Raw genomic sequence first — 19730 nt, 5'->3', positions numbered from 1 at the left:
ATTTTTTCGTGCCACGCAATATGATGGAGCCTAATCGTTACACCGGCGTTCTCGAATTGGATTTGATATTTTCATATTGCGAGATTGCATCAGAAGGCGGCGCCGCAACGATGCTCATCGTCGTGGCAATGCCAGGAACCCCCTTCCGCCGGGCTGTCCAGTGTCCACTAAGGCGATAGTCGGAACCTTTTGAACCGCTTTTTTTGATTCTTGCATTCTTTGGGATCCTGGAATGAACGAGTTTTCGCGTGCTGTTATTCGGACTGAGGAGGCGCCAAACGAGCCGGCGCTCGTTCGTGACCCCCGGCAAAGTGATGCCGAACGTCGTCTCGACGCGTTCCTGCAGGATCAGGAGAACGAGAGCGCGCTGAGCCAGTACCTCCAGATCCTGCTCCGCCGTCGGTGGATCGTGATCGGTGCCGTCGCAGCCGCGTTGATGATTGCGATGTTCCTGACCTTCACCACGGTGCCGCTCTACCGCGCCTCGAGCTCGATTGAGATTGATCGGGCATCGGCAAAGATCGTCGATGGGAACGACGTCGATCCGCCCGGCTCTCAAGTGAACCAGGAATTCTACCAGACTCAATATGGCCTGTTGAAGAGCCGCGCGCTGGCCGAGACGGTCGTCCGCAAGCTTCGGCTCGGCGACAACGAAATTCTGATGAATAATTACAAGCGCGCGTCGACGGTTACCGGCGCCAAGCGCAAGCAGCTGTCGTCGCGGCTCAGTCGCGAACTGGGTGCGACCTCCATTGTCATGGCGCATCTCGAGGTCACCCCGGTCCGCGCTTCAAGCCTGGTTACCTTGACGTTCGACAGCCCTGACAAGACCCTGTCCGCGCAAGTGGTGAACGCTGTTGCCGATGCGTTCATCGATTCGAATCTTCAGCGCCGCTACGATGCGACGGCTTATGCTCGCCAGTTTCTCGAAGCGCGGCTTGAGCAGGTGCGCCGCAAACTGGAGGAGTCCGAACGCAACCTCGTCGAATATGCAGGTCGTGAGCAGATCATCAATCTGGATACGCCCACCGCAGGGGCGAACGGCGCCACCCCGGCAGCGGGCCAGTCCCTGGTCGCGGCCGATCTGACGGCAATCAATGCCTCGCTTGCACAGGCAAAGACCGATCGCGTCGCAGCACAGGCGATTTACGAACGAGCGCGAGCAGGGAGCGGACTTACCACCAGCCAGGGCGCTACCGATAGCGCTGTCGCGCAGCTTCGCGCCTCGAGAGCGCAGTTGCAGACCGAATATTCCAAGAATCTCAGTCAGTTCAAACCGGAATATCCACAGATGCAGCAGATCAAGGCACAGATCGCCGAGATCGACAAACAATTGAATGGTGAATCCGGCAACATCATCGCCACGCTCCGGAACAACTACGAGATCGCGATGCAGCGCGAATCCCGGCTCCAGGCCCAGGTCAACGGTCTCAAAGGTGATGTGCTTGATCTGCGGCGCCGCAGTATTCAGTACAATATCTATCAACGAGACGCGGACACGAACCGTACCCTCTATGACGGCCTGCTTCAGCGCTACAAGGAGATCGGGGTCGCAGGCGGTATCGGCACGAACAACGTTTCGATTGTAGATCGTGCGCTCCCGCCGGGGGCGCCGTTCACGCCTAAAACGATACCGAATCTGTTGCTCGGGTTGCTGGCGGGTCTGCTCGTGGGCGGCATGTTGGCCTTCATGATCGACCAGCTCGACGAGTCGATCATCTCGCCGCATGATCTCGAGAAGAAGCTCGGCATTCCGCTGCTGGGAAGTATTCCATTCGCACCCAGCTCTGATCGTATTCTCGAGATGCTCGAAGATCGAAAATCCGGGCTCGCCGAGGCGTATCTGTCCGTGCAGACCGCATTGCGATTCTCAACGCCGGCCGGTGCGCCACGTGCGCTCCTCGTCACCAGCGCGCGCGCCTCGGAAGGCAAGTCCACTACAGCCTACGCGGTCGCCCAGAACTTCGCGACCCTCGGCCACAAGGCAATCCTGATCGATGCCGATATGCGCAGGCCGTCGATCCACAAGCTGTTGGGCTTACCCAATGTTCAGGGCCTGAGCGACGCCCTGGCCGGGAATGACGAAGTCGAGAGCCTCATTCAGAGGACGCCGATCAACAATCTGTTTGTCATGCCATCTGGCCCTATGCCTCCCAACCCCTCGGAATTGCTCGCCACTGCGCGCCTCGCAAAGCTGGTCGACAAGCTTCTCGAATATTTCGACCATGTCGTGATCGACAGCCCGCCCGTGATGGGACTGGCCGATGCTCCACTGATATCCAGCCATGTCCAGTCCACATTGTTCGTGATTGTCGCGAAGGAGACCCGCGCAAAGGCTGCTCGCGTCGCGCTACGACGCTTGTCGGACGTGCACGCACATCTGATCGGTGCGGTTCTTACCAAGTTCGATTCCCGTCAAAGCGGGTATGAATATGGCTATTCCTATTATGGCTATGGCCAGGAACAGCCCACGTTGATCGATCGCGCGAAGCGCACCCTGCGCCTGTAATGCGCTTCGGCGCCATGATGCGCGGCGTCATGGCCGCAGCTGCCGCCTTGGCATTTGGTTGGACGTTGCCGACCTCCTGTGGCCTGGTATTGGCCCAGTCCATGCCAGATGCCGCGAGGCAACTCGCACCGCGCAACGCGGCGGTATTGTCAGCGATCGCGACCCGCGATCTCTACACCGGCACTGACATGAATCAGCTGACGACGATCGCAGCAGATGCCCGCCAGGCCTTGAGGTCATCACCGATCGAGACGGCGGCGCTCCGTGATCTGGCGATCATCGACATGATGCAGGGCGATGATGAGCGAGCGCGCGCCGCATTCTCATTGGTGGGAAGCGCTACGCGCCGGGATTACCAGTCGCATGCATGGTTGTATGCGGATGCGATGGACCACCGGGACTATCGCAGGGCAGTGTCGGAAGCCGATATTGTGCTGCGTCAAAGCCCGAGCCCGAGCAGTGACTTCTTGTCCGGATTCATTCGGGCTGCCCAGGGCACGCCGATCGCGGATTTGATGGTGCCACTCTTGGCCGCCAAGCCGCCCTGGCGCTGGTTGTATCTCACAAACGCGGGCAAGATCGGTGACCCCGATACGACCTATCGTATCTTCATGGGCCTGCGCCAAAGAGGCGCCCCTGCGACCACTCAGGAACTGGACCCCTATTTCATCAGGGGCGCGCTTACCGATACTCCGCGCAAGCTCCTGGACCATTGGCAAAATATAGTGCTCGGACAGCCGGCTGGCTCGAGTGTCCGCATCAACGATGCCGAATTCAACGGCCTGGATGCTCCCCCGCCCTTCAACTGGACATTGTACAACCATGATTCGAGCTATGCGGAAATCGCTGCGAATCCAGCAGGCAATGGTACCGCATTGCATGCGTCGTTCAGCGAACCGGATGTCTATATTGCCACGCAGGCGCTCGCCCTCGAGCCCGGCGCATTTAGATTGTCCGGAAATATCTATTCCGAAGGGCAACCCGATCAGTCCGTCATCGAGCTTCGCATCTTGTGCGGGATCGGCGGGACGGGAGCACTGATCGGTTCGGTCCAGCCGACCCCACGCCAAGACGCATGGGCGCATTTCTCCATTGATTTTACCGTGCCGGCCGCTTGCGTTGGCCAGCGCCTCCTCATTCGAGGAGGGTCGAGCAATCGGGTCAATCCCGCAAGCTATTGGGTGGACAAATTGGCGCTTACGCAACGCTGACTCTCCGCCACATGCTCCGAACCGACTGATCCTGCGCTTGGGGATACATGCCCTTTTCGGGTCACGCGGGATTTGCTATTTTGCTGCCAATGGAAATCGGGGAGCACTACAGAACATTGGGTGTCACACCCGACTGTGATGACGTGGTGATACACGCCGCGTTCCGTGCTTTGCTGAAAAAATTCCATCCCGACGTAGACAATTCAACGATTGCCGCAGTGAAAGCTGCGAAGATCAGCGAAGCGTTCGCAGTGCTTGGAACACCGCAAAAGCGCGCAGCCTATGACAGGAAATTGCGGCGAAGCGTTGGAGGGTGGCAGCCCGCGCATATTATCGAAGAACCGCCATCGCCTGCAAATGCAGGGCAGGTCTGGTCGAATTGGCTTGATCATCTGGCTGTCCCGGCGCCCATGCCGTCCAGAATGAAAACCTTGCTGGGGGGCATTACGACGGGCGTCGCGACGACCTTGGGGATTCTGATCGTTTGCGGTGGGACAATAGCGGCGTACGATCGGGTAAGCGGCGCGTTACAACCCGCCGAAGAGACTATGGCGGGCGGGGTGAGCGACAACGAAGGCACGCAACCCGGGATTGCGAGCGTCAGCGCAGAACTCATCCGTACAGGAATCGGGAAAGAGCGCCGGTTTCCGCTGGATCCACCACTGCAACCCGAAGATATCGACGCAGCCTCCGGGAAGCTCAGGCGCGCCGGGAGTGGTGATGGCCTCACCTCAGCTATGAAATATAGTGCCCGGTGCCACCGCTCCGCGGCGAGTGGCATCAGCTGGCGGGCTCGGGATTATTGCGCTGCCTATGATTTTGCCGCGCTACGGGCGAGCGTCAGCCTTCGCGGGAGCAAATATGACGATGCCAAGCGCTATTTTGAACTGATCACTGCCAGTCAGGCACAATTTTACAGCAGCTTCCAGAAACCATCCCCCGTGATCAAGCAGAGGCTGGCGGCAATCAGCTCTGCTCCCGCTCTGCTCCACGCTTACCCCATAGAATAGGTTTTCCAGAACATTCCCGAGAACGCGTCAGCGCAACAACTCCTCCGCGAACGCGCGCACGACCGGGCCGATATCCTCCCGCTGCAGGGCAAGCGCGAGATTGGCCTGGATATAGCCGGCCTTGTCGCCGCAATCGTAGCGCCGCCCGTCAAAGGTCAGGCCGTGGAAAGGCTGGGTACCGATCATACGGGCCATCGCGTCGGTTAGCTGGATTTCTCCGCCTGCGCCCTTCTCCTGAGTCTCCAATACGCGCATCACCTCGGGTTGCAGGATATAGCGCCCGATCACCGAGAGGTTGGATGGCGCCGTGCCCGGCGCCGGCTTCTCCACCAGCCCATGGACAGCGGTCAGCCTTCCGTCGCGGCTACCGGGCGTGATCACGCCGTACATATGGGTCTGGTCCTCGGGCACTTCCTGCGCGCAGATCATATTGCCGCCGACTTTTTCGTACGCCTCGATCATCTGCTTGAGGCAGCCGGGCTGGCCGACCATGAAATCGTCCGCCAGCAGCACAGCGAACGGCTCGTCGCCAACAATATCGCGCGCGCACCACACCGCATGGCCGAGCCCCATCGGCTCCTGCTGACGCACATAAGCGACCGCACCGGGCTTCAGCCGAGTCTGATGCAATATTTCCAACGATTTGCCGCGCTGGCGCATCGTCGTCTCGAGCTCGTATGCGATGTCGAAATGGTCCTCGATCGCTGACTTGCCGCGACCGGTGACGAAGATCATCTGCTCGATCCCGGCTTCCAGCGCCTCATCGACGGCGTATTGGATGAGCGGTCGATCGACCACCGGCAGCATTTCCTTCGGAAGTGCCTTGGTCGCCGGGAGGAACCGCGTTCCCAGCCCTCCGACCGGGAAGACAGCCTTGCGTACCCGCTTGAATTCCATCTCATTGCCTCATCGTGAAATCTGGATTCCGATGCGCGGCATCGGCAGGATCGGTCTGCCCCTAGCCACGCGGGTCAACCAAGGGAAGGCTGCTATCTCAACCTTCTCGCCGCGCCACCATAACGAACAAAGTGGCGCTGTGGCGGGCCCCGACACCGGGTACCGCAAAGGGCGGCGCAGCGAAGAAGCGGGTATCCTCGACGCCAAATCCAGCCCGCGCCAATGCAGTCCTCATTCCGGCCGTGCTGGGAACGTTGCGAACATGCGCATAATAGCGAGGCCGCCTCGTCAGCAGGAACGCCAGTCGTTCGATCCGACGATAGAAGGATTGGGCATTGGGCATCGAGACGATCAGCGTCCCACCGGGCCGCAGGAGCCTGGCGAACCGCGCCAGTTGCCGGTCGAGATCCGGAACATATTCGAGGACGCTGGAGCACAGAATCACGTCCATGCTCGGCGCCGGGTGATCATCCAGCGCCGCGATATCCGCCACGTCGAACGCGAGGTTGCTTATGCCCGACGCGGCTGCGCTCTCCCGGCATAATGCGATCATGCGCTCGCTGCCGTCGATGCCGAGAACCTGCCCGCCACGTTGCGCAGCAAGCATCGAAAACAACCCGGGCCCGCACCCCATGTCGAGCACGGCATCGCCGGGCCGGACATGCGCCTCGATCAGGCTGGACCAGACCTTAAGCCTGTCCTGAAAGGCAGGTGAGCGCTTGTAGGCGCCGGCGAAACGCTCCGCGATATCATCGTGCCACGCAATCGCGCCATCGGACATGTTCGACACGAAATACCTCGCGGTTCTTGATAGTCGTTCGCGACAAGCGTAGCCGCTGTGAGCCTAGTGGAGAACAGCCCCCCAGCCGTCAAACCCCAAAACTGGCGCAACGATCCAATACGGCAGAGCCTGGCCCGGCTATGCCCGAGCCTCGAAGGAACCCTCGCGAATGGCAAGAAGTGCTTGTACCACAAGCGCAAATATGGAACGGATTCAGTCCAAACACCGCCGACCCCTCGTCGGCCGCAAGGCGATCCCAGCATATTTTCGGAAAAAAAGAGGGCAAGCCGCGTGACCCAGCCGGGCGCATCGAAATGGCCGCAAAATAACAACGCCCTTCAGGTCGGCGTCGTCGGCCTTGGCTATATCGGATTGCCGACTGCGGCGGTGATCGCGCAGACCGGCGCGCAGGTTCTCGGCATCGACGTCAACGCCCATATCGTAGAGACGGTTGGGCGTGGCGATGTCCATATCGAAGAGGCGAATCTCGATGCGCTTGTGCGTGACGTGGTCGCGTCCGGCCTGTTGCGCACCGCCATCGCGCCTCAGCCCGCCGATGTCTTCGTCATCGCGGTGCCGACGCCGTTTATGGACGACCATGTTCCCGATCTGCGCTTTGTCCGCGCCGCCGCGCGCGCGGTGGCTGCGGTGCTTCGCCCGGGGAACCTCGTTATCCTCGAATCGACCGCTCCCGTCGGCACGACCGAGACGATGCGAGACGAGATGGCGGCGTCACGCCCCGACCTGAGCTGGCCCGGACGCTGCGCCGGCAAACCGGACATCGCCGTCGCCTACTGCCCCGAGCGCGTGCTGCCCGGGAAAATCCTGCAGGAGCTGATCAGCAATGACCGGTGCATTGGCGGCATCACCGAGCCCTGCGCCGAGGCCGCGAAGGCGTTTTACGAGCGCTTCGTCGAGGGCGAATGCGTCATCACCGACGCGCGCACGGCGGAAATGTGCAAGCTGGTCGAGAACTCGTTCCGCGACGTCAACATTGCCTTCGCCAATGAGTTGTCGATGGTCGCGGACACACTGGACATCGACGTCTGGAAGGTGATCTCGCTCGCCAACCGGCATCCGCGGGTCAATATCCTGCAGCCCGGCCCAGGTGTGGGTGGCCACTGCATCGCGGTCGACCCGTGGTTCATCGTCGACAGCGATCCAGCCAATGCGCGGCTGATCCGAACCGCGCGCGAAGTGAATGACGGCAAGATCGGCTACAGCATCGCGCGGGCGGAAGCAGCGATCGCAGCGGCTCCGGGCGCGTCGATCGCCTGTCTCGGCCTGGCCTTCAAGGCAAATATCGACGATCTGCGCGAGAGCCCCGCGATCAAGGTCGCATCGGCGATCGCCGAACGATATCGCGAACAGGTAATGATCGTGGAACCGCATATCGACGCGCTGCCGATGGCGTTTCGCGAAACCGGGGCCGTTCTGGTGTCGCTCGATGAGGCGCTGGATCGTTGCGAGGTGTTGATCGTCCTGGTCGACCATGACGAATTCAGGGCTGTGCCCGTGGCGCGGCGGGCCGACAAGAAGATCTACGACACGCGGGGCATCTGGGTGTCCTAACGCCCACCGGTGATGACGCGCAGGAAAGCTGGCACCGTCTTCAGCAACATCCAGTATCCCGCCAGCGCCAGGCAGATCACCACCACCGGCAGCACCGCATAGGTTGCAAGCACTGTTCCGGCCGTCATCGGCAGCGAATGGAAGGCGAGCTTCTTGCCGATCGTAACGAGCGGCTCATGCACTGCGAAAACGAAGAAGGAAGCGCCACCCAGCGCCACGAGCCGCTCGCGCCAACGATCAGGCCCGGCCAGCCAGCGACTCGCCTTGAGCGCCAGTATCAGCCCCACCACCATCGGCGGGTGGAGTGAATAGTCAGTCCCATATATGAGCTGTTCAGCGCAGTGCACGCCGAGCAAAACGGCAAACAACGGCACAAGCCACCACCCAAGCCGATCCAACGCGAACAATGACCGTCCTCGGATCGCGATCAAAGCGCCCAGATAGAAGAACAGCGTCGGCTCGATCGCCGGAATCGGCACCGGCCAGATATTCAAGATCCACCCGATCGCCAGCACCGCGAGCGCCACCCACCCCGCATATCGCGCCGCGAGCCACAGCAATGGGGACAGGATGACGAGGATCATCAGATCGCGGATGAACCAGAATTGATAAGCGGTCGGAAAACGGGTGATGCCGATGACCGCGTCGACCATCTGGAACGGCGACATTGCCGTCAGCGGCAGGCTCTGGCCGTTGAAGAAGGGCGCGAGCGTGGGCACGTGCTGCCCGACCGCCACCAGGGCGAACAGAGCAAGGTTCCAGAACAGGAACGGTATGAGCAGGCTCTTCACCCGGCTCCGCAATTTTGCGCGATAGATCGCAGCCGAGAAGGCCGCGCCGCGGAAGAACAGGAAGCCCGACATCATGAAGAAAAGCGGCACCGCAATTCGCGCGATCGTGCCGGTAATCGACTGCACGCCCTCGACAATATCGGCATTGGCCAGCGTCTTCGAGCCATTAGCGAAATTGGCGGTGTAGCCTGTCGCGTGGAGATAGACGATCAGGACGATCAGCGGGAAACGAAGCACGTCGAGCCTCGCCAGATGCTCGTCTCGGCCCACGGCCCCGGTCGGTTGATCCCCCATGACCGGATCGGTATCACGCGGCACCTGCGAGCGAAAGCTCAGGCGCGCAGCCACCAGCGCAGGATCGTCGCCACCACCCCGAGCGCCAGGATGCTCATCGCCCAGATCGCTACCATCCAGGCGAGCCGCTTCCACAACGGCCCCGCAGCGTCGCCCTGCATCAATGATAACCTGCGGTGCCGACCTTGCCGCGGAATACCCAATAGGCCCAGCCCGTATAACCGAGGATCAGCGGCAGCATGATCCCGGCGCCGATCAGCATGAAGCCCTGGCTCGATGCTGGAGAGGCCGCATCCCAGATCGTCACCGCATCGGGCACGATATAGGGATACATGCTGATCCCGAGCCCGACGAAGCAGAGCGCGAACAGCGCCAGCGTCAGCAGGAACGGCGCCGATTCGGCCCCGCGCGCCAGCGCTCGCCAGAAGAGAAACCCGAGTATGGCGACGAGCACCGGCACTGGCGCGGTGAGCAGCAGGCCGGGCATTGTCAGCCAGCGCGTATAATAATCATGGGCGAGGAAAGGCGTGGCGGCACTGACCGCCGCAATCGCGATCAGGGTGATGACGCCGTAACGGCGGGCCAGCCGGAAAGCCTTTTCCTGTGCCTCGCCTTCGGTCTTGGCGATCAACCAGCTACTGCCGAGCAGGGCATAGGCGGCAATCACGCTTGCCCCGGTCAACAGGCTGAACGGCGTCAGCCAGTCGAGCCAGCCGCCGCCATAGCCGCGCCCGGTCACCTTCACTCCCTGCAGTAGCGCGCCAAGGATGATTCCCTGCGCCAGTGCCGCGACGATCGATCCTGCGGTGAAGGCGAAATCCCAAAACGCCTGGTGCCGTGGATTGCGCCAGCGGAACTCGAACGCGACGCCGCGAAACACGAGTCCGAGCAGCATCGCGATGACCAGCGGGTAAAAGGCCGGCATCAGGATCGCAAAGGCGAGCGGAAACGCCGCCATCAATCCGCCGCCTCCAAGCACCAGCCAGGTCTCGTTGCCGTCCCACACCGGCGCGATGGCGTTCATCGCTGAATCGCGTTCCTTGCCGACCGCAAAGGCGGGGAAGATGATGCCGATGCCGAGGTCGAACCCATCGAGCACGACATAGGCGAACACCGCAAAAGCGATCAGGAAAGCCCAGATCGTCGCGAGATCATGGCTGACGCTCATGGCACCTGCCCTCCGCCCGGTTGTACGGGGCCGGGCGTAATCCCGGCGGTGCGGATCGGCGCATTGCCGAGCTCGGGCTCGCCCGGCTCAACGCCCTTGCCGATCAGCTTCAGGATATACCAGGTGCCGATCCCGAATACCGCGAAATAGACGCACACAAAGGCGATCAGCGATGCTCCAACCGCCGGTGCGGCAAGCGGCGAAGCACTCTGGGTCGTGCGGAGCAGATGCCATACGGTCCATGGCTGCCGCCCGACCTCAGTCGTGACCCAGCCCGCGATTACTGCGATGAACCCGGCCGGGCCCATCGCAACGCCCGCCCGGTGCAGCCAGCGCCAGTCGTAAAGCTTGCCCCGAGCCCGGGCGAGGAGGCTCCACAGCCCCAGGCCGAAGATCGCAAGACCAAGGCCGACCATGATCCGGAACGACCAGAACAGGATCGCGACCGGCGGCTGCTCATCCAGGGGCACGGTATCAAGTCCCGCGAGCGGCGCGTTCAAATCGTGCTTCAGGATCAGCGACGAGGCTTTGGGAATCTCCACCGCATAGTCCATCCGCTTCTCGGCGGGATTGGGGATGCCGAACAGGATCAGCGGTGCGCCGTGCGGATGGCTGTCATAATGCCCCTCCATTGCCATCACCTTGGCCGGCTGGTGCTCGAGCGTGTTCAGTCCCTGCGCATCGCCAGCGAAGATCTGGACCGGCGCGACCAGTGCCGCCATCCACATCGCCATGGAGAAGATCTTTCGTGCGTGCGGATCGTCGCGGTTCCTCAGCAGATGCCAGGCGCCGGTCGCGCCGACCACCAGCGAGGTGGTCAGATAGGCAGCGATCACCGTGTGGACGAGCCGATAGGGGAAGCTGGGATTGAAGATCACCGTCGCCCAGGATCCCGCCACGACGAACTGCCCCTGCGCATTGATCGCATAGCCGGTCGGTGTCTGCATCCAGCTATTGGCGGATAGGATCCAGAAGGCGGAAAGGCAGGTGCCGATCGCGACGAGGCAGGTCGCGGCAAAGTGAAGCCGCTTGCCGACCTTCTCCATCCCGAACAGCATCACACCCAGAAAGCCCGCCTCGAGGAAGAAGGCGGTCAGCACCTCATAGGCCATCAACGGCCCGATCACCGGCCCGGTCTTGTCCGAGAACACCGCCCAGTTCGTGCCGAACTGATAGGACATGACGATTCCGGAGACGACGCCCATCGCAAAGGCGACCGCGAAGATCTTCAGCCAGAAGCGGAAGATATCGAGATAGAGCTGCTTGCCCGTCTTCAGCCACAAGGCTTCGAGCACCGCGAGATAGCTCGCCAGCCCGATCGAGAAGGACGGGAAGATAAAATGGAAGCTGACGGTGAACGCGAATTGCGCGCGTGCGAGCAGGATAGGATCGACGGCGTCGAACATGGGTTTTTCCCCTGGTTCGCGCGGCTTTGCGCCCCGATTCGCAGCCTTGCAAGTGCAGCCGATGCAGCCTGTCGGGCGCGCAAAGCACGCCGGCGCAATCGGCTTAAGGTTGCGGCACCGCCGTGCTGGGGGCGGTCTGGGACTGCTGCTGCTCCATCATCTGGCGGACGACGGCCTCGGGCAGAAAATCGAGCATTTCGACATCGAACACCAGTACTGAATTCGCAGGGATCGGTCCGCTCGCTTCGCTGCCATAGCCAAGCTCGGGTTTGATCCAGAAGCGATACTTGGCGCCCCGCGCCATCAGCTTCAGGCCCTCGGCAAAGCCCGGAACCACACCGGCGACCGGCATCGGCGTCGGCTGAGTGGATTTGTCAAAGCTGGTTCCGTCTACGAGACGGCCTTCGTAATTGACCAGCGCGATGTCCTGGTCGGTCGGCTTTGCATCGTCCTGGCCCGGCGTCAGCACCTTATATTGCAGCCCGGACGCAGTCTCGACGACGCCTGAAGCGGTGCGATTCGTCGAGAGGAACGCGGCAGCCGGATCCGGCGTGGCCTGCACGGCCAAGGCTGGCACGGCCCAGAAAGCGCCGGAGGCACCGACGATGATGGCGAGGCGCGCCCACCGTGCGCGCGCGCGCAAAGGACGTGCGCTCACTTGCCCTTGGGTACCTCAGCCGGCGACGCGCCTGCACCCGGCGGCAGCGCGCCGCCCGGTTGCTGCATCATCTGCTGCTGCATCTGCATCTGACGAAGCGTTGCTTCGGGTATGAAATCGATCAGCTCGACATCGAATACCAGCACTGAATTGGCGGGGATCGGTCCCTTGGCACTGGCGCCATAGCCAAGGCTCGGCTTGATCCAGAGCCGGTATTTGGCGCCCTTGTTCATCAGCTTCAGCGCCTCGGAAAAGCCCGGCACGACACCCTTGACCGGCATCGGCGTCGGCTGTTCCGATTTGTCGAACGTCGTGCCGTCAGTCAGCTTGCCCTCGTAATTGATGAGGGTGACATCAGTATCCGTCGGCTTCGGACCCTTGCCGGGTGTCAGCACCTTATATTGCAGCCCGGACGCGGTCTCGACGACGCTCTTGTCCGAGCTGCGGTTGTGCGACAGGAAATATTCGGGCGTCTTCGAATAAGCCTGCCATCTGATCACGCCCCAGCCGATCGCCGCTGTGGCGAGCGCCCCGATGGCGATACCCAGCAGGATATAGAGGAGCGGCGACCGCGGCGCTGCCGGCTTGGATGAAACGGGGGGAATGGTGGCCATCTTCTATCTCCTCGGGCCGCGGCGAGCGCGGCGGACCGAAATGTCAGGGAAAATATCGTGGCGGAGCCCGGCAAGGGGACTCACTGACCGGGGATTGCTCCAGGCGGCAGGCCGCCGGCGCCAGGCGGCATCCCGCTACCAGCGGCGCCGCCTTGCTGCTGCTGTTGCAGCTGCTGCTGCATCTGCATCCGGCGGATCACCGACTCGGAAAGGAAATCCATCAACTCCACATCGAACACCAGCACCGAATGCGCCGGGATCGGGCCATTGACCTTGTCGCCATAGCCAAGGCTCGGCTTGATCCAGAACCGGTATTTGGCTCCCTTCGTCATCAGCTTCAACCCTTCGGAGAAGCCGGGGACGATCCCCTGGGTACCTTTTCCGTCCGCGGCGCGAATGGCGAGCGGCGTGGGCTGCTGCGATTTGTCGAAGGTCGTGCCGTCGGTCAGCTTGCCCTCATAGTTGATCAACGCAACATCGGTGTCGGTGGGGCTGACGCCGCCTTTGCCGGGTGAGAGAATCTGATATTGAAGACCCGAGGCGGTCTGTATCACCCCAGGCGCCTTGCGGTTTGTCGCGAGGAACGACGAAACCGGATCGAGCGGCGCCATCCAGGCGAGTGCAAAGGCGCCGAGCACCGCGATCGCGATGCCCGCCCATAGATACACCAGCACGCTCCGCTTGACGGGTTGCAACGGAACGGCGGTGATCGAGGACATTTGCGGGCACCCTGACGCGGCGCCTGACGGTGCCGAAGATTTGGGAAGATAGGGCCAAGACGAGGGCCTGAGCCCCCGACGCGGTCTTACCGCGCCCCGTCGCGCTCCAGCCGCTTGCGCTCGAGCTTGCGGGCGCGGCGGACGGCAGCGGCACGCTCACGGGCGCGCTTCTCGCTGGGCTTCTCGTAATGACGGCGCAGCTTCATCTCGCGATACACGCCCTCGCGCTGCAGCTTCTTTTTCAGGGCGCGCAGCGCCTGGTCAACATTGTTGTCGCGAACGATGATTTGCATAAACCCGCCGAACTCCGAATCAATAGAAATTGGTCGTCGCAGACAGTGTCCGCGCCGTGTGGGGCTGGCCCCTACCAGTGGTGCCATCAAGTTTCAAGTGACATCGAGGCATATCGATCGCTAAGCGCCTGATGACCATGACTCACCACGCCCAGCTGACCCTCTATAACAGCCTCACCAGATCGCTCGAGCCCTTCCGGCCGATCGACTCCGCCAATGTGCGCGTCTATTCGTGCGGGCCGACGGTGTATAATTACGCCCATATCGGCAACCTGCGCGCCTATGTCTTCACTGACACGCTGAGCCGGGTGCTGACCTGGAAGGGCTATTCCCTTACCCACATCATCAACATCACCGATGTCGGCCACCTCACCTCGGACGCTGACGCCGGCGACGACAAGATGGAAGCGGCGGCGCGCGCCAGTGCGACGAGCATCTGGGATATCGCCGCACACTACACAGCGGCATTCAAACAGAATCTGAAGGACCTCAACATCCGGGAGCCCTCCCGCTTCCCGCTGGCGACCGATCATATCGCCGAGATGATAGCCTTCGCGACCGATATCGCCCCCAAACATTGCTACGCGCTGGAGAGCGGCCTGTACTTCGATGTGAGCACGGTCCCCGACTACGGCCGCCTCGCCCGCGTCGCGGACGATGAGCGCGAAGGACGGATCGATCCGGTCGCGGGCAAGCGCAATCCGCAGGACTTCGCGATCTGGCGTACATCGCCACCGGGCGAGAATCGCCAGATGGAATGGGATTCGCCCTGGGGCCGGGGCGCGCCCGGCTGGCACCTCGAATGCTCGGTGATGAGCCAGAAATATCTCGGCGCCAGCTTCGACATCCATACCGGCGGCATCGATCACCGCGAGATCCATCATCCCAACGAAATCGCGCAGAATCAGGCGCATTGCGGCTGTGCGGACACCGGCGCCAATTTCTGGATGCACAACAACTTCCTGGTCGAGCGGGCCGGCGGCAAGATGAGCAAATCGGCCGGGGAGTTCACGCGACTCCAGACGCTGCTTGATGCCGGCGTACATCCGCTCGCCTATCGCCTGATGTGCCTGAGCGCGCATTATCGCAGCGAGTTGGAATTCTCCGGCGAGAATCTCGTGGCGGCACTGACTCGGCTGAAGCGGCTGGTGATGACCGCCGAGGCTCTCCGCGCCCGCAACGACGGGACCGAGACTGGCGATACCTCTCGCTATCTCGAGGCGCTCGACGCGGCGGTGTCGGACGATCTCAACACGCCCCGCGCCTTGCCCGTGCTCGACGAAATGCTGGCGGACAAGAAACTGTCGCCCGCCACGCGGTTGAAGACGCTGGTCGCGTTCGACGAGGTGCTTGGTCTGGTTCTGTCGGTGCTGACGCGTGAGGCGCTGCGGCTGGTGCCCGCAGGCGCGGCAATCATGCCGGTAGAGATCGAGGCAAGGCTGGCCGAACGCCGCGAGGCGCGCGTGGCGAAGGACTTTGCACGCTCGGACGCGATTCGCGACGAGCTCGCGGCAGCTGGTGTCGAGGTGATGGACGGCGATCCACTCGGCTGGGACTGGAAGCTCGCACTCTAAGTTAGGACCCTGAAGTTAGGACCCTGTCCATGAAAGCCGTGCTCCCCGCCCTCGCCCGCCCGCTCCTCGAACCGCGAATCCCGGCCGGGCTCGATGTTGCCTGGTACGCCAATCATCATGAGGCCAACGCGATGGTGGTCGATGCCGATATCGCCTGGGTGGACCAGCAGCAGCCCGGCTGGACCGGCGAGACGATCGGCCGCGGCGAGAAGCTCAAATGGGTTTCGACCATCTATGCCGGCCTCGATTCCTTCCCGCTTGATGCGCTCCGACGCCATGACGTCATCGTTACCAACGGCGCCGGGATCAACGCGATCGCGGTCGCTGAATATGCGGTCATGGGCGTACTCGCCGCCGCCAAACGCTTCGACGAAGTGCTGCGCCTCGCCGATCGCCACGAATGGCCAACCGATGCTCCCGGAAAGGTCGAGCTGTTCGAAACCTCAGCGCTGATCATCGGCTACGGCACGATCGGAGAGCTGATCGGGAAGCGGCTCGAAGCGTTCGGGGTCACCGTGACCGGAGTTACACGATCGGGCCGTGGCGGTACGCTCAGGCCCGATCAATGGCAGGAGACGCTCGGCGACCATGACTGGGTGATCCTCGCCGCCCCCTCGACCGATGCGACCAAAGCCATGATCGGAGAAGCCGAGATCGCGGCGATGAAGCGATCGGCCTGGCTGATCAACATCGCGCGCGGCGATATGGTCGATCAGGACGCGCTGATCGCGGCGCTTGTCGCCCGGCGCATTGCCGGCGCTTTTCTCGATACGGTGCATCCGGAGCCGCTACCGCCAGAGCATCCGCTGTGGAGCGCGCCCAATGTGATCCACTCGATGCACCTCTCAGGCCGGAGCCAGACCAAGATGTTCCTGCGGGCAGCGGCACTGTTCCTCGACAATCTCGACGCGTTCTTGGCCGGGCGGGAAATGAAGAACGTGGTGGATCTGGAAGCCGGCTACTGATCTGGCTTTCTCCCCTTCTCTCCCGGGGGAAGGCTGGGGTGAGCTCCCGATCGTCTCAAACGCTGCGCGACGCCTTTGGCCAGCTGCCCGCGCCTGCCAGCGGCAGGGAGAGCAGAGGGTATCCCCAGGCCCGGACATAATATGGGCCGCCCCTTGCGGGGCGGCCCAGGATCTTTTGCGGTAGTGAACGATCAGAGGCGCAGGCGCACCCCGGCGCGGCCACCATAGCCCTCAAAATCGCCGCCATCGGCGTAACGGCCCTCGAAGAAGCCGCTGATCTTGCCCTGCGCCGAACCGATGTTCAGGCCGAGCGTGCCCTCGCCATAGTCGCGGATCCGGTCGTTCGAGAACAGCACTGTCTGGCCGCCGCTGACAAAGGCGACCCGGTCCTGGCCCTTGAACTCGTGGACATAGTTGCCGCCGCCATAGAGGGAGACCTTCGCCGCACCGATCTGGGTGACGTAGCCGATCCGGGCGCCGCCCTTGCCGCGGACGCCATCCTGCGCATCGAAGCCGAAGCTGCCTGATGCGAGGGTGAAATCGTCCATGTCGCTATGCGTATAGGACACGCTCGCCGCCGGCTCGACGAACAGGCTGGTGCCGAAGCGGTAGCCGATCTCAGCCTTGCCGCCATAGACCGAGCCCTGCAGGTCACGGCTGTAGCGACCCGTCAGGCTCCTGGTGCTGCCCCAATAATGATCATATTTGGCGAGCGCGTTGAGGAACAAGCCGCCCGCCGAATAATTGGCATAGACGCCCACATTCACGTCGTCGAAGTTCATGCGGTCGGCCGAATTGGCGAAGTTCAGGTTGGAATTGAGATAGCCGCCGGTGATCCCGTAGGCGAGGCCGCCGCCGCCGAAATCAACGCCCATCTGGCCGCCGAAATAATCCTGCTTATAGCCGAGATCGGCCTGGCTGGTGATGCCGAAATTGGTCACCGTCCGGCTGCTCGTCCGCTGCTCGACCTGGCCGAGGGTCTGGGCCCAGACCCTGCCGCCTGCGCCACCGGTGCCGTTCGCCGCAATATTGTCGCGCAGCTCGCGCATATGGCCGGTCCAGGCGTCGCCGGATTGCAGCCACAGGTTGCGCACCGCCTCACCAAAGATCGCGGTGCGGTACACGCCGACACCGGGAGCGCCGACCAGGTTATAAGCGAACGTCGTCGGGTTGTAGACGATGCCGTACTGGATGAGGCCCTGATCGACATTGGCATTTGCCAGCGTGAACGCATTGGCACTCGACCCGGCCCCAGCCTGGACCAGCACCGCGCTGGTGCCCAGCACGGCGGGATTGGTGCCGATGCTCGTCAGCGTGACTTGAGTCGATCCCGTAGCCGCACCCCCGATGCGGAGCTGATCGGTATTGGCGCCCGCACCGCCGGGATTAACCTCGAGAGCGACCATTGCCGACCCGGTTCCGGTATAGGTGCCCGGCAATATGAGCACGTCACCGACATGGCCGTTGCGCAGATCGATCAGGCCCGAATTGTTATAGGCCTCGAGTCCGGCAAGGGTGATCGTGCCGGCGGATCCGGAAGTGCCGAGCACGCGGAAAGTCCCCGTATTTGTGAACGTGTCCGCGCCCGCGCCGAAGTCCGCGCCGGCATTGGCAAGATAGGTGCCGCTGTTGTTGAACTGGTCATTGCCGGCGCCATAGAGGCTGACTCCAGTCGCGTTGAACACACCGCTGTTGTTGACGACATCGGCGTTGTCGCTGAGCGCGATCCGGCCATTGAGCGTGCCGACGTTGTTCAGCGTCACCGCGCCGCCATTGGCGACCAGCGCATAAGCTGCGCCGTTGAGGGTACCGGCGTTGTTGACCTTGGTGGCAGTGCCCGAGGTAATCGTCGCGCCATTTGCACCGCCGTTGAGCGAACTGCCCGCGGCGATATCCAGGACGGCGCTCGACGCAGCCACAATGGTCACGCCGTCCGAGGTCGCCGAGCTGTTGGTCCCTGCGAGGACGACCCGGACCGAGCTGCCGGTGCTGGTGGCGACGATGCCCGCTGATGTCGTACCGGCGGTGGTCACGCCGGCCGTCGACACGTTCACCGCGCCGCCGCCATTCGCAACGACGCCGCGGCTGTTATTGCCGGTGGTCGCGATCGTACCGGTGGTCGCAAGGGTGACCGCGCCAGTCGCATTGACGTTGATCGCGTCGGCGTTTGCGCCGGCGGTGCTGATCGGGCCGCTACCGGTGACGGTCGCCTTCGCCGTGACTACCGGGCCCGCGGGGATCAAAATGCCGGTCGCGCCGGCACCCGTGGTGGAAATGGTGCCATAGGTAACGTTTGCGCCCAGCGCCCCACTCGCGACGATACCGTTCGCATTGTCGCCGTTCGTCAGGACACGAGTGGCTGTCACGCTGGCCGTCCCGCCGGTCGAGGTTGCGTTGATGCCGTCCGCGTTGGCACCCCTGGTCTTGACGCTGGCCAGATTGACCGTCGCCGCACCGGTTGCCGATTTCACGCTCGCACCCGTCGCGTCGGTGCCGGTTACGGAGATATTGCCACCCTGGATGGTGGCGGCTCCGCTACCCCCGGTCCGCGCAATCGCGCCGACCGAGCCGGCACCGCTGGTGCCGATCGTGCCAACGGTGATCGTCACATTGCCCGTATTGGAGCGCGCCGACGCGCCGACCGCGTTGGCGCCGGATGTGATGACCGTCCCAGTCGTGATGTCGATCGCGCCGCTGTCCGTGATGGCGCTGATGCCGCCGGCGTTGACGCCGGTGGTGGTGGTCGTCCCGCCAATAAGCGTGATGTTGCCCGTTGCCGAAGTGGCGCGGATCCCGGTTGCACCTGCACCGCTGGTCTTGACGATGGAGGTCGTCGCAGTGATGCCCCCACTATCCGTGGCGAGCACAACGCCGAAAGCGCCGGCGCCGTCAGTGATGATCGTCGAGCCGGGCGCAGCATGCACCTTAACAGACTGGGTACCGGTCAGGAGGGCGGTGAGTCCCGCGTGGGCGCTGCCGCTCGTGTTGATCGCCACATCCGGGTTAATGGTGATCTTCAGACCCGCCGGCGGCGCTATGTAGGTAACGCCATTCGCATAGGGATTATTGGCTGCGGTGCAGACGACGCTGCCGCCGGCCGCACTGCCGCACTCATCATTGGCGAACGCGGGCTGCGCCGCTGCCACGATGGCAAGCGCGCCGAGGCCGGAACCGATGAGAAGCCTGGCTCTGGCGCGACAGGAAACAGTAATAGCGCGAACAGACCGATGCGAAACGATCATTTAACCGATCTCCTGACAAGCCCCCC

General features: G+C 62.7%; 17 protein-coding genes. 6 read left to right on the top strand and 11 right to left on the bottom strand.

Going from position 1 to position 19730, the window contains the following annotated elements:
* Positions 1-232 precede the first annotated feature (232 nt).
* The 3 genes from AC1DVS_RS11850 (at position 233) to AC1DVS_RS11840 (ending at position 4730) form a co-directional block, all read left to right on the top strand.
* Complete coding sequence (locus tag AC1DVS_RS11850) at positions 233-2509, top strand: GumC family protein (protein WP_478023209.1); 2277 nt, start codon at positions 233-235, stop codon at positions 2507-2509.
* Positions 2509-3720 carry a tetratricopeptide repeat protein gene (locus AC1DVS_RS11845; RefSeq protein ID WP_478023207.1) on the top strand — a complete coding sequence of 404 codons (1212 nt, stop codon included), beginning with the start codon at positions 2509-2511 and terminating at the stop codon, positions 3718-3720. Before AC1DVS_RS11850 ends, AC1DVS_RS11845 begins: the two co-directional genes overlap by 1 nt.
* A gap of 89 nt (positions 3721-3809) precedes the next feature.
* Positions 3810-4730 (top strand): J domain-containing protein, encoded by a 921-nt coding sequence (locus tag AC1DVS_RS11840; RefSeq protein ID WP_478023205.1) that lies wholly within the window; start codon positions 3810-3812, stop codon positions 4728-4730.
* Positions 4731-4757: 27 nt separating this feature from the next.
* Here AC1DVS_RS11840 and galU read toward each other — a convergent pair whose 3' ends face one another.
* Together galU and AC1DVS_RS11830 are read right to left on the bottom strand one after the other, a co-directional pair.
* Positions 4758-5627 carry a UTP--glucose-1-phosphate uridylyltransferase GalU gene (galU, locus tag AC1DVS_RS11835; protein ID WP_478023203.1) on the bottom strand — a complete coding sequence of 290 codons (870 nt, stop codon included), beginning with the start codon at positions 5625-5627 and terminating at the stop codon, positions 4758-4760.
* Positions 5628-5724: 97 nt separating this feature from the next.
* Positions 5725-6408 carry a class I SAM-dependent methyltransferase gene (locus AC1DVS_RS11830; RefSeq protein WP_478023739.1) on the bottom strand — a complete coding sequence of 228 codons (684 nt, stop codon included), beginning with the start codon at positions 6406-6408 and terminating at the stop codon, positions 5725-5727.
* A gap of 291 nt (positions 6409-6699) precedes the next feature.
* Here AC1DVS_RS11830 and wecC point away from each other — a divergent pair, with 291 nt between their 5' ends.
* The gene (gene wecC / locus AC1DVS_RS11825; RefSeq protein ID WP_478023201.1) at positions 6700-7980 is read left to right on the top strand and encodes a UDP-N-acetyl-D-mannosamine dehydrogenase; all 1281 of its coding nucleotides are present in this window, start codon (positions 6700-6702) and stop codon (positions 7978-7980) included.
* On the opposite strand, the gene AC1DVS_RS11820 is transcribed toward wecC, so the two are convergent.
* From AC1DVS_RS11820 to rpsU, 8 genes are all read right to left on the bottom strand, one after another.
* Positions 7977-9065 (bottom strand): acyltransferase family protein, encoded by a 1089-nt coding sequence (locus AC1DVS_RS11820; RefSeq protein ID WP_478023199.1) that lies wholly within the window; start codon positions 9063-9065, stop codon positions 7977-7979. The two genes, wecC and AC1DVS_RS11820, sit on opposite strands and share 4 nt — an antisense overlap.
* 38 nt (positions 9066-9103) lie before the next feature.
* Positions 9104-9226 carry a DUF2474 domain-containing protein gene (locus AC1DVS_RS11815; protein WP_478023197.1) on the bottom strand — a complete coding sequence of 41 codons (123 nt, stop codon included), beginning with the start codon at positions 9224-9226 and terminating at the stop codon, positions 9104-9106.
* Entirely contained in the window at positions 9226-10233 is a 1008-nt protein-coding gene (gene cydB, locus AC1DVS_RS11810; RefSeq protein ID WP_478023195.1) for a cytochrome d ubiquinol oxidase subunit II, read from the bottom strand. The genes AC1DVS_RS11815 and cydB overlap by 1 nt, the downstream gene beginning before the upstream one ends.
* The gene (locus tag AC1DVS_RS11805) at positions 10230-11639 is read right to left on the bottom strand and encodes a cytochrome ubiquinol oxidase subunit I (protein ID WP_478023193.1); all 1410 of its coding nucleotides are present in this window, start codon (positions 11637-11639) and stop codon (positions 10230-10232) included. Before AC1DVS_RS11805 ends, cydB begins: the two co-directional genes overlap by 4 nt.
* A 103-nt stretch (positions 11640-11742) precedes the next feature.
* On the bottom strand, positions 11743-12297 hold the full coding sequence (locus AC1DVS_RS11800; RefSeq protein ID WP_478023192.1) for an FKBP-type peptidyl-prolyl cis-trans isomerase: 555 nt from the start codon (positions 12295-12297) through the stop codon (positions 11743-11745).
* Positions 12294-12911: an FKBP-type peptidyl-prolyl cis-trans isomerase gene (locus tag AC1DVS_RS11795; RefSeq protein WP_478023190.1), complete on the bottom strand. Its 618-nt coding sequence runs from the start codon at positions 12909-12911 to the stop codon at positions 12294-12296. Before AC1DVS_RS11795 ends, AC1DVS_RS11800 begins: the two co-directional genes overlap by 4 nt.
* Positions 12912-12991: 80 nt before the next feature.
* The gene (locus tag AC1DVS_RS11790; RefSeq protein ID WP_478023189.1) at positions 12992-13630 is read right to left on the bottom strand and encodes an FKBP-type peptidyl-prolyl cis-trans isomerase; all 639 of its coding nucleotides are present in this window, start codon (positions 13628-13630) and stop codon (positions 12992-12994) included.
* An 86-nt stretch (positions 13631-13716) separates the two neighbouring features.
* Positions 13717-13923 (bottom strand): 30S ribosomal protein S21, encoded by a 207-nt coding sequence (gene rpsU / locus AC1DVS_RS11785; RefSeq protein ID WP_034160206.1) that lies wholly within the window; start codon positions 13921-13923, stop codon positions 13717-13719.
* A 131-nt stretch (positions 13924-14054) separates the two neighbouring features.
* Between rpsU and cysS the strand changes: the two genes are divergently transcribed.
* Both cysS and AC1DVS_RS11775 read left to right on the top strand, forming a co-directional pair.
* Positions 14055-15497, top strand: a complete 1443-nt coding sequence (gene cysS / locus AC1DVS_RS11780; protein WP_478023187.1) for a cysteine--tRNA ligase — start codon at positions 14055-14057, stop codon at positions 15495-15497.
* A gap of 29 nt (positions 15498-15526) precedes the next feature.
* The gene (locus tag AC1DVS_RS11775) at positions 15527-16462 is read left to right on the top strand and encodes an NAD(P)-dependent oxidoreductase (protein WP_478023186.1); all 936 of its coding nucleotides are present in this window, start codon (positions 15527-15529) and stop codon (positions 16460-16462) included.
* 191 nt (positions 16463-16653) lie between these two features.
* Here AC1DVS_RS11775 and AC1DVS_RS11770 read toward each other — a convergent pair whose 3' ends face one another.
* Positions 16654-19608 carry an autotransporter outer membrane beta-barrel domain-containing protein gene (locus tag AC1DVS_RS11770; RefSeq protein ID WP_478023184.1) on the bottom strand — a complete coding sequence of 985 codons (2955 nt, stop codon included), beginning with the start codon at positions 19606-19608 and terminating at the stop codon, positions 16654-16656.
* Positions 19609-19730: the final 122 nt, after the last annotated feature.

It is taken from the genome of Sphingomonas sp. P3_C5 (assembly GCF_056402635.1).
This window is presented reverse-complemented; position numbering and strand designations above follow the sequence as displayed.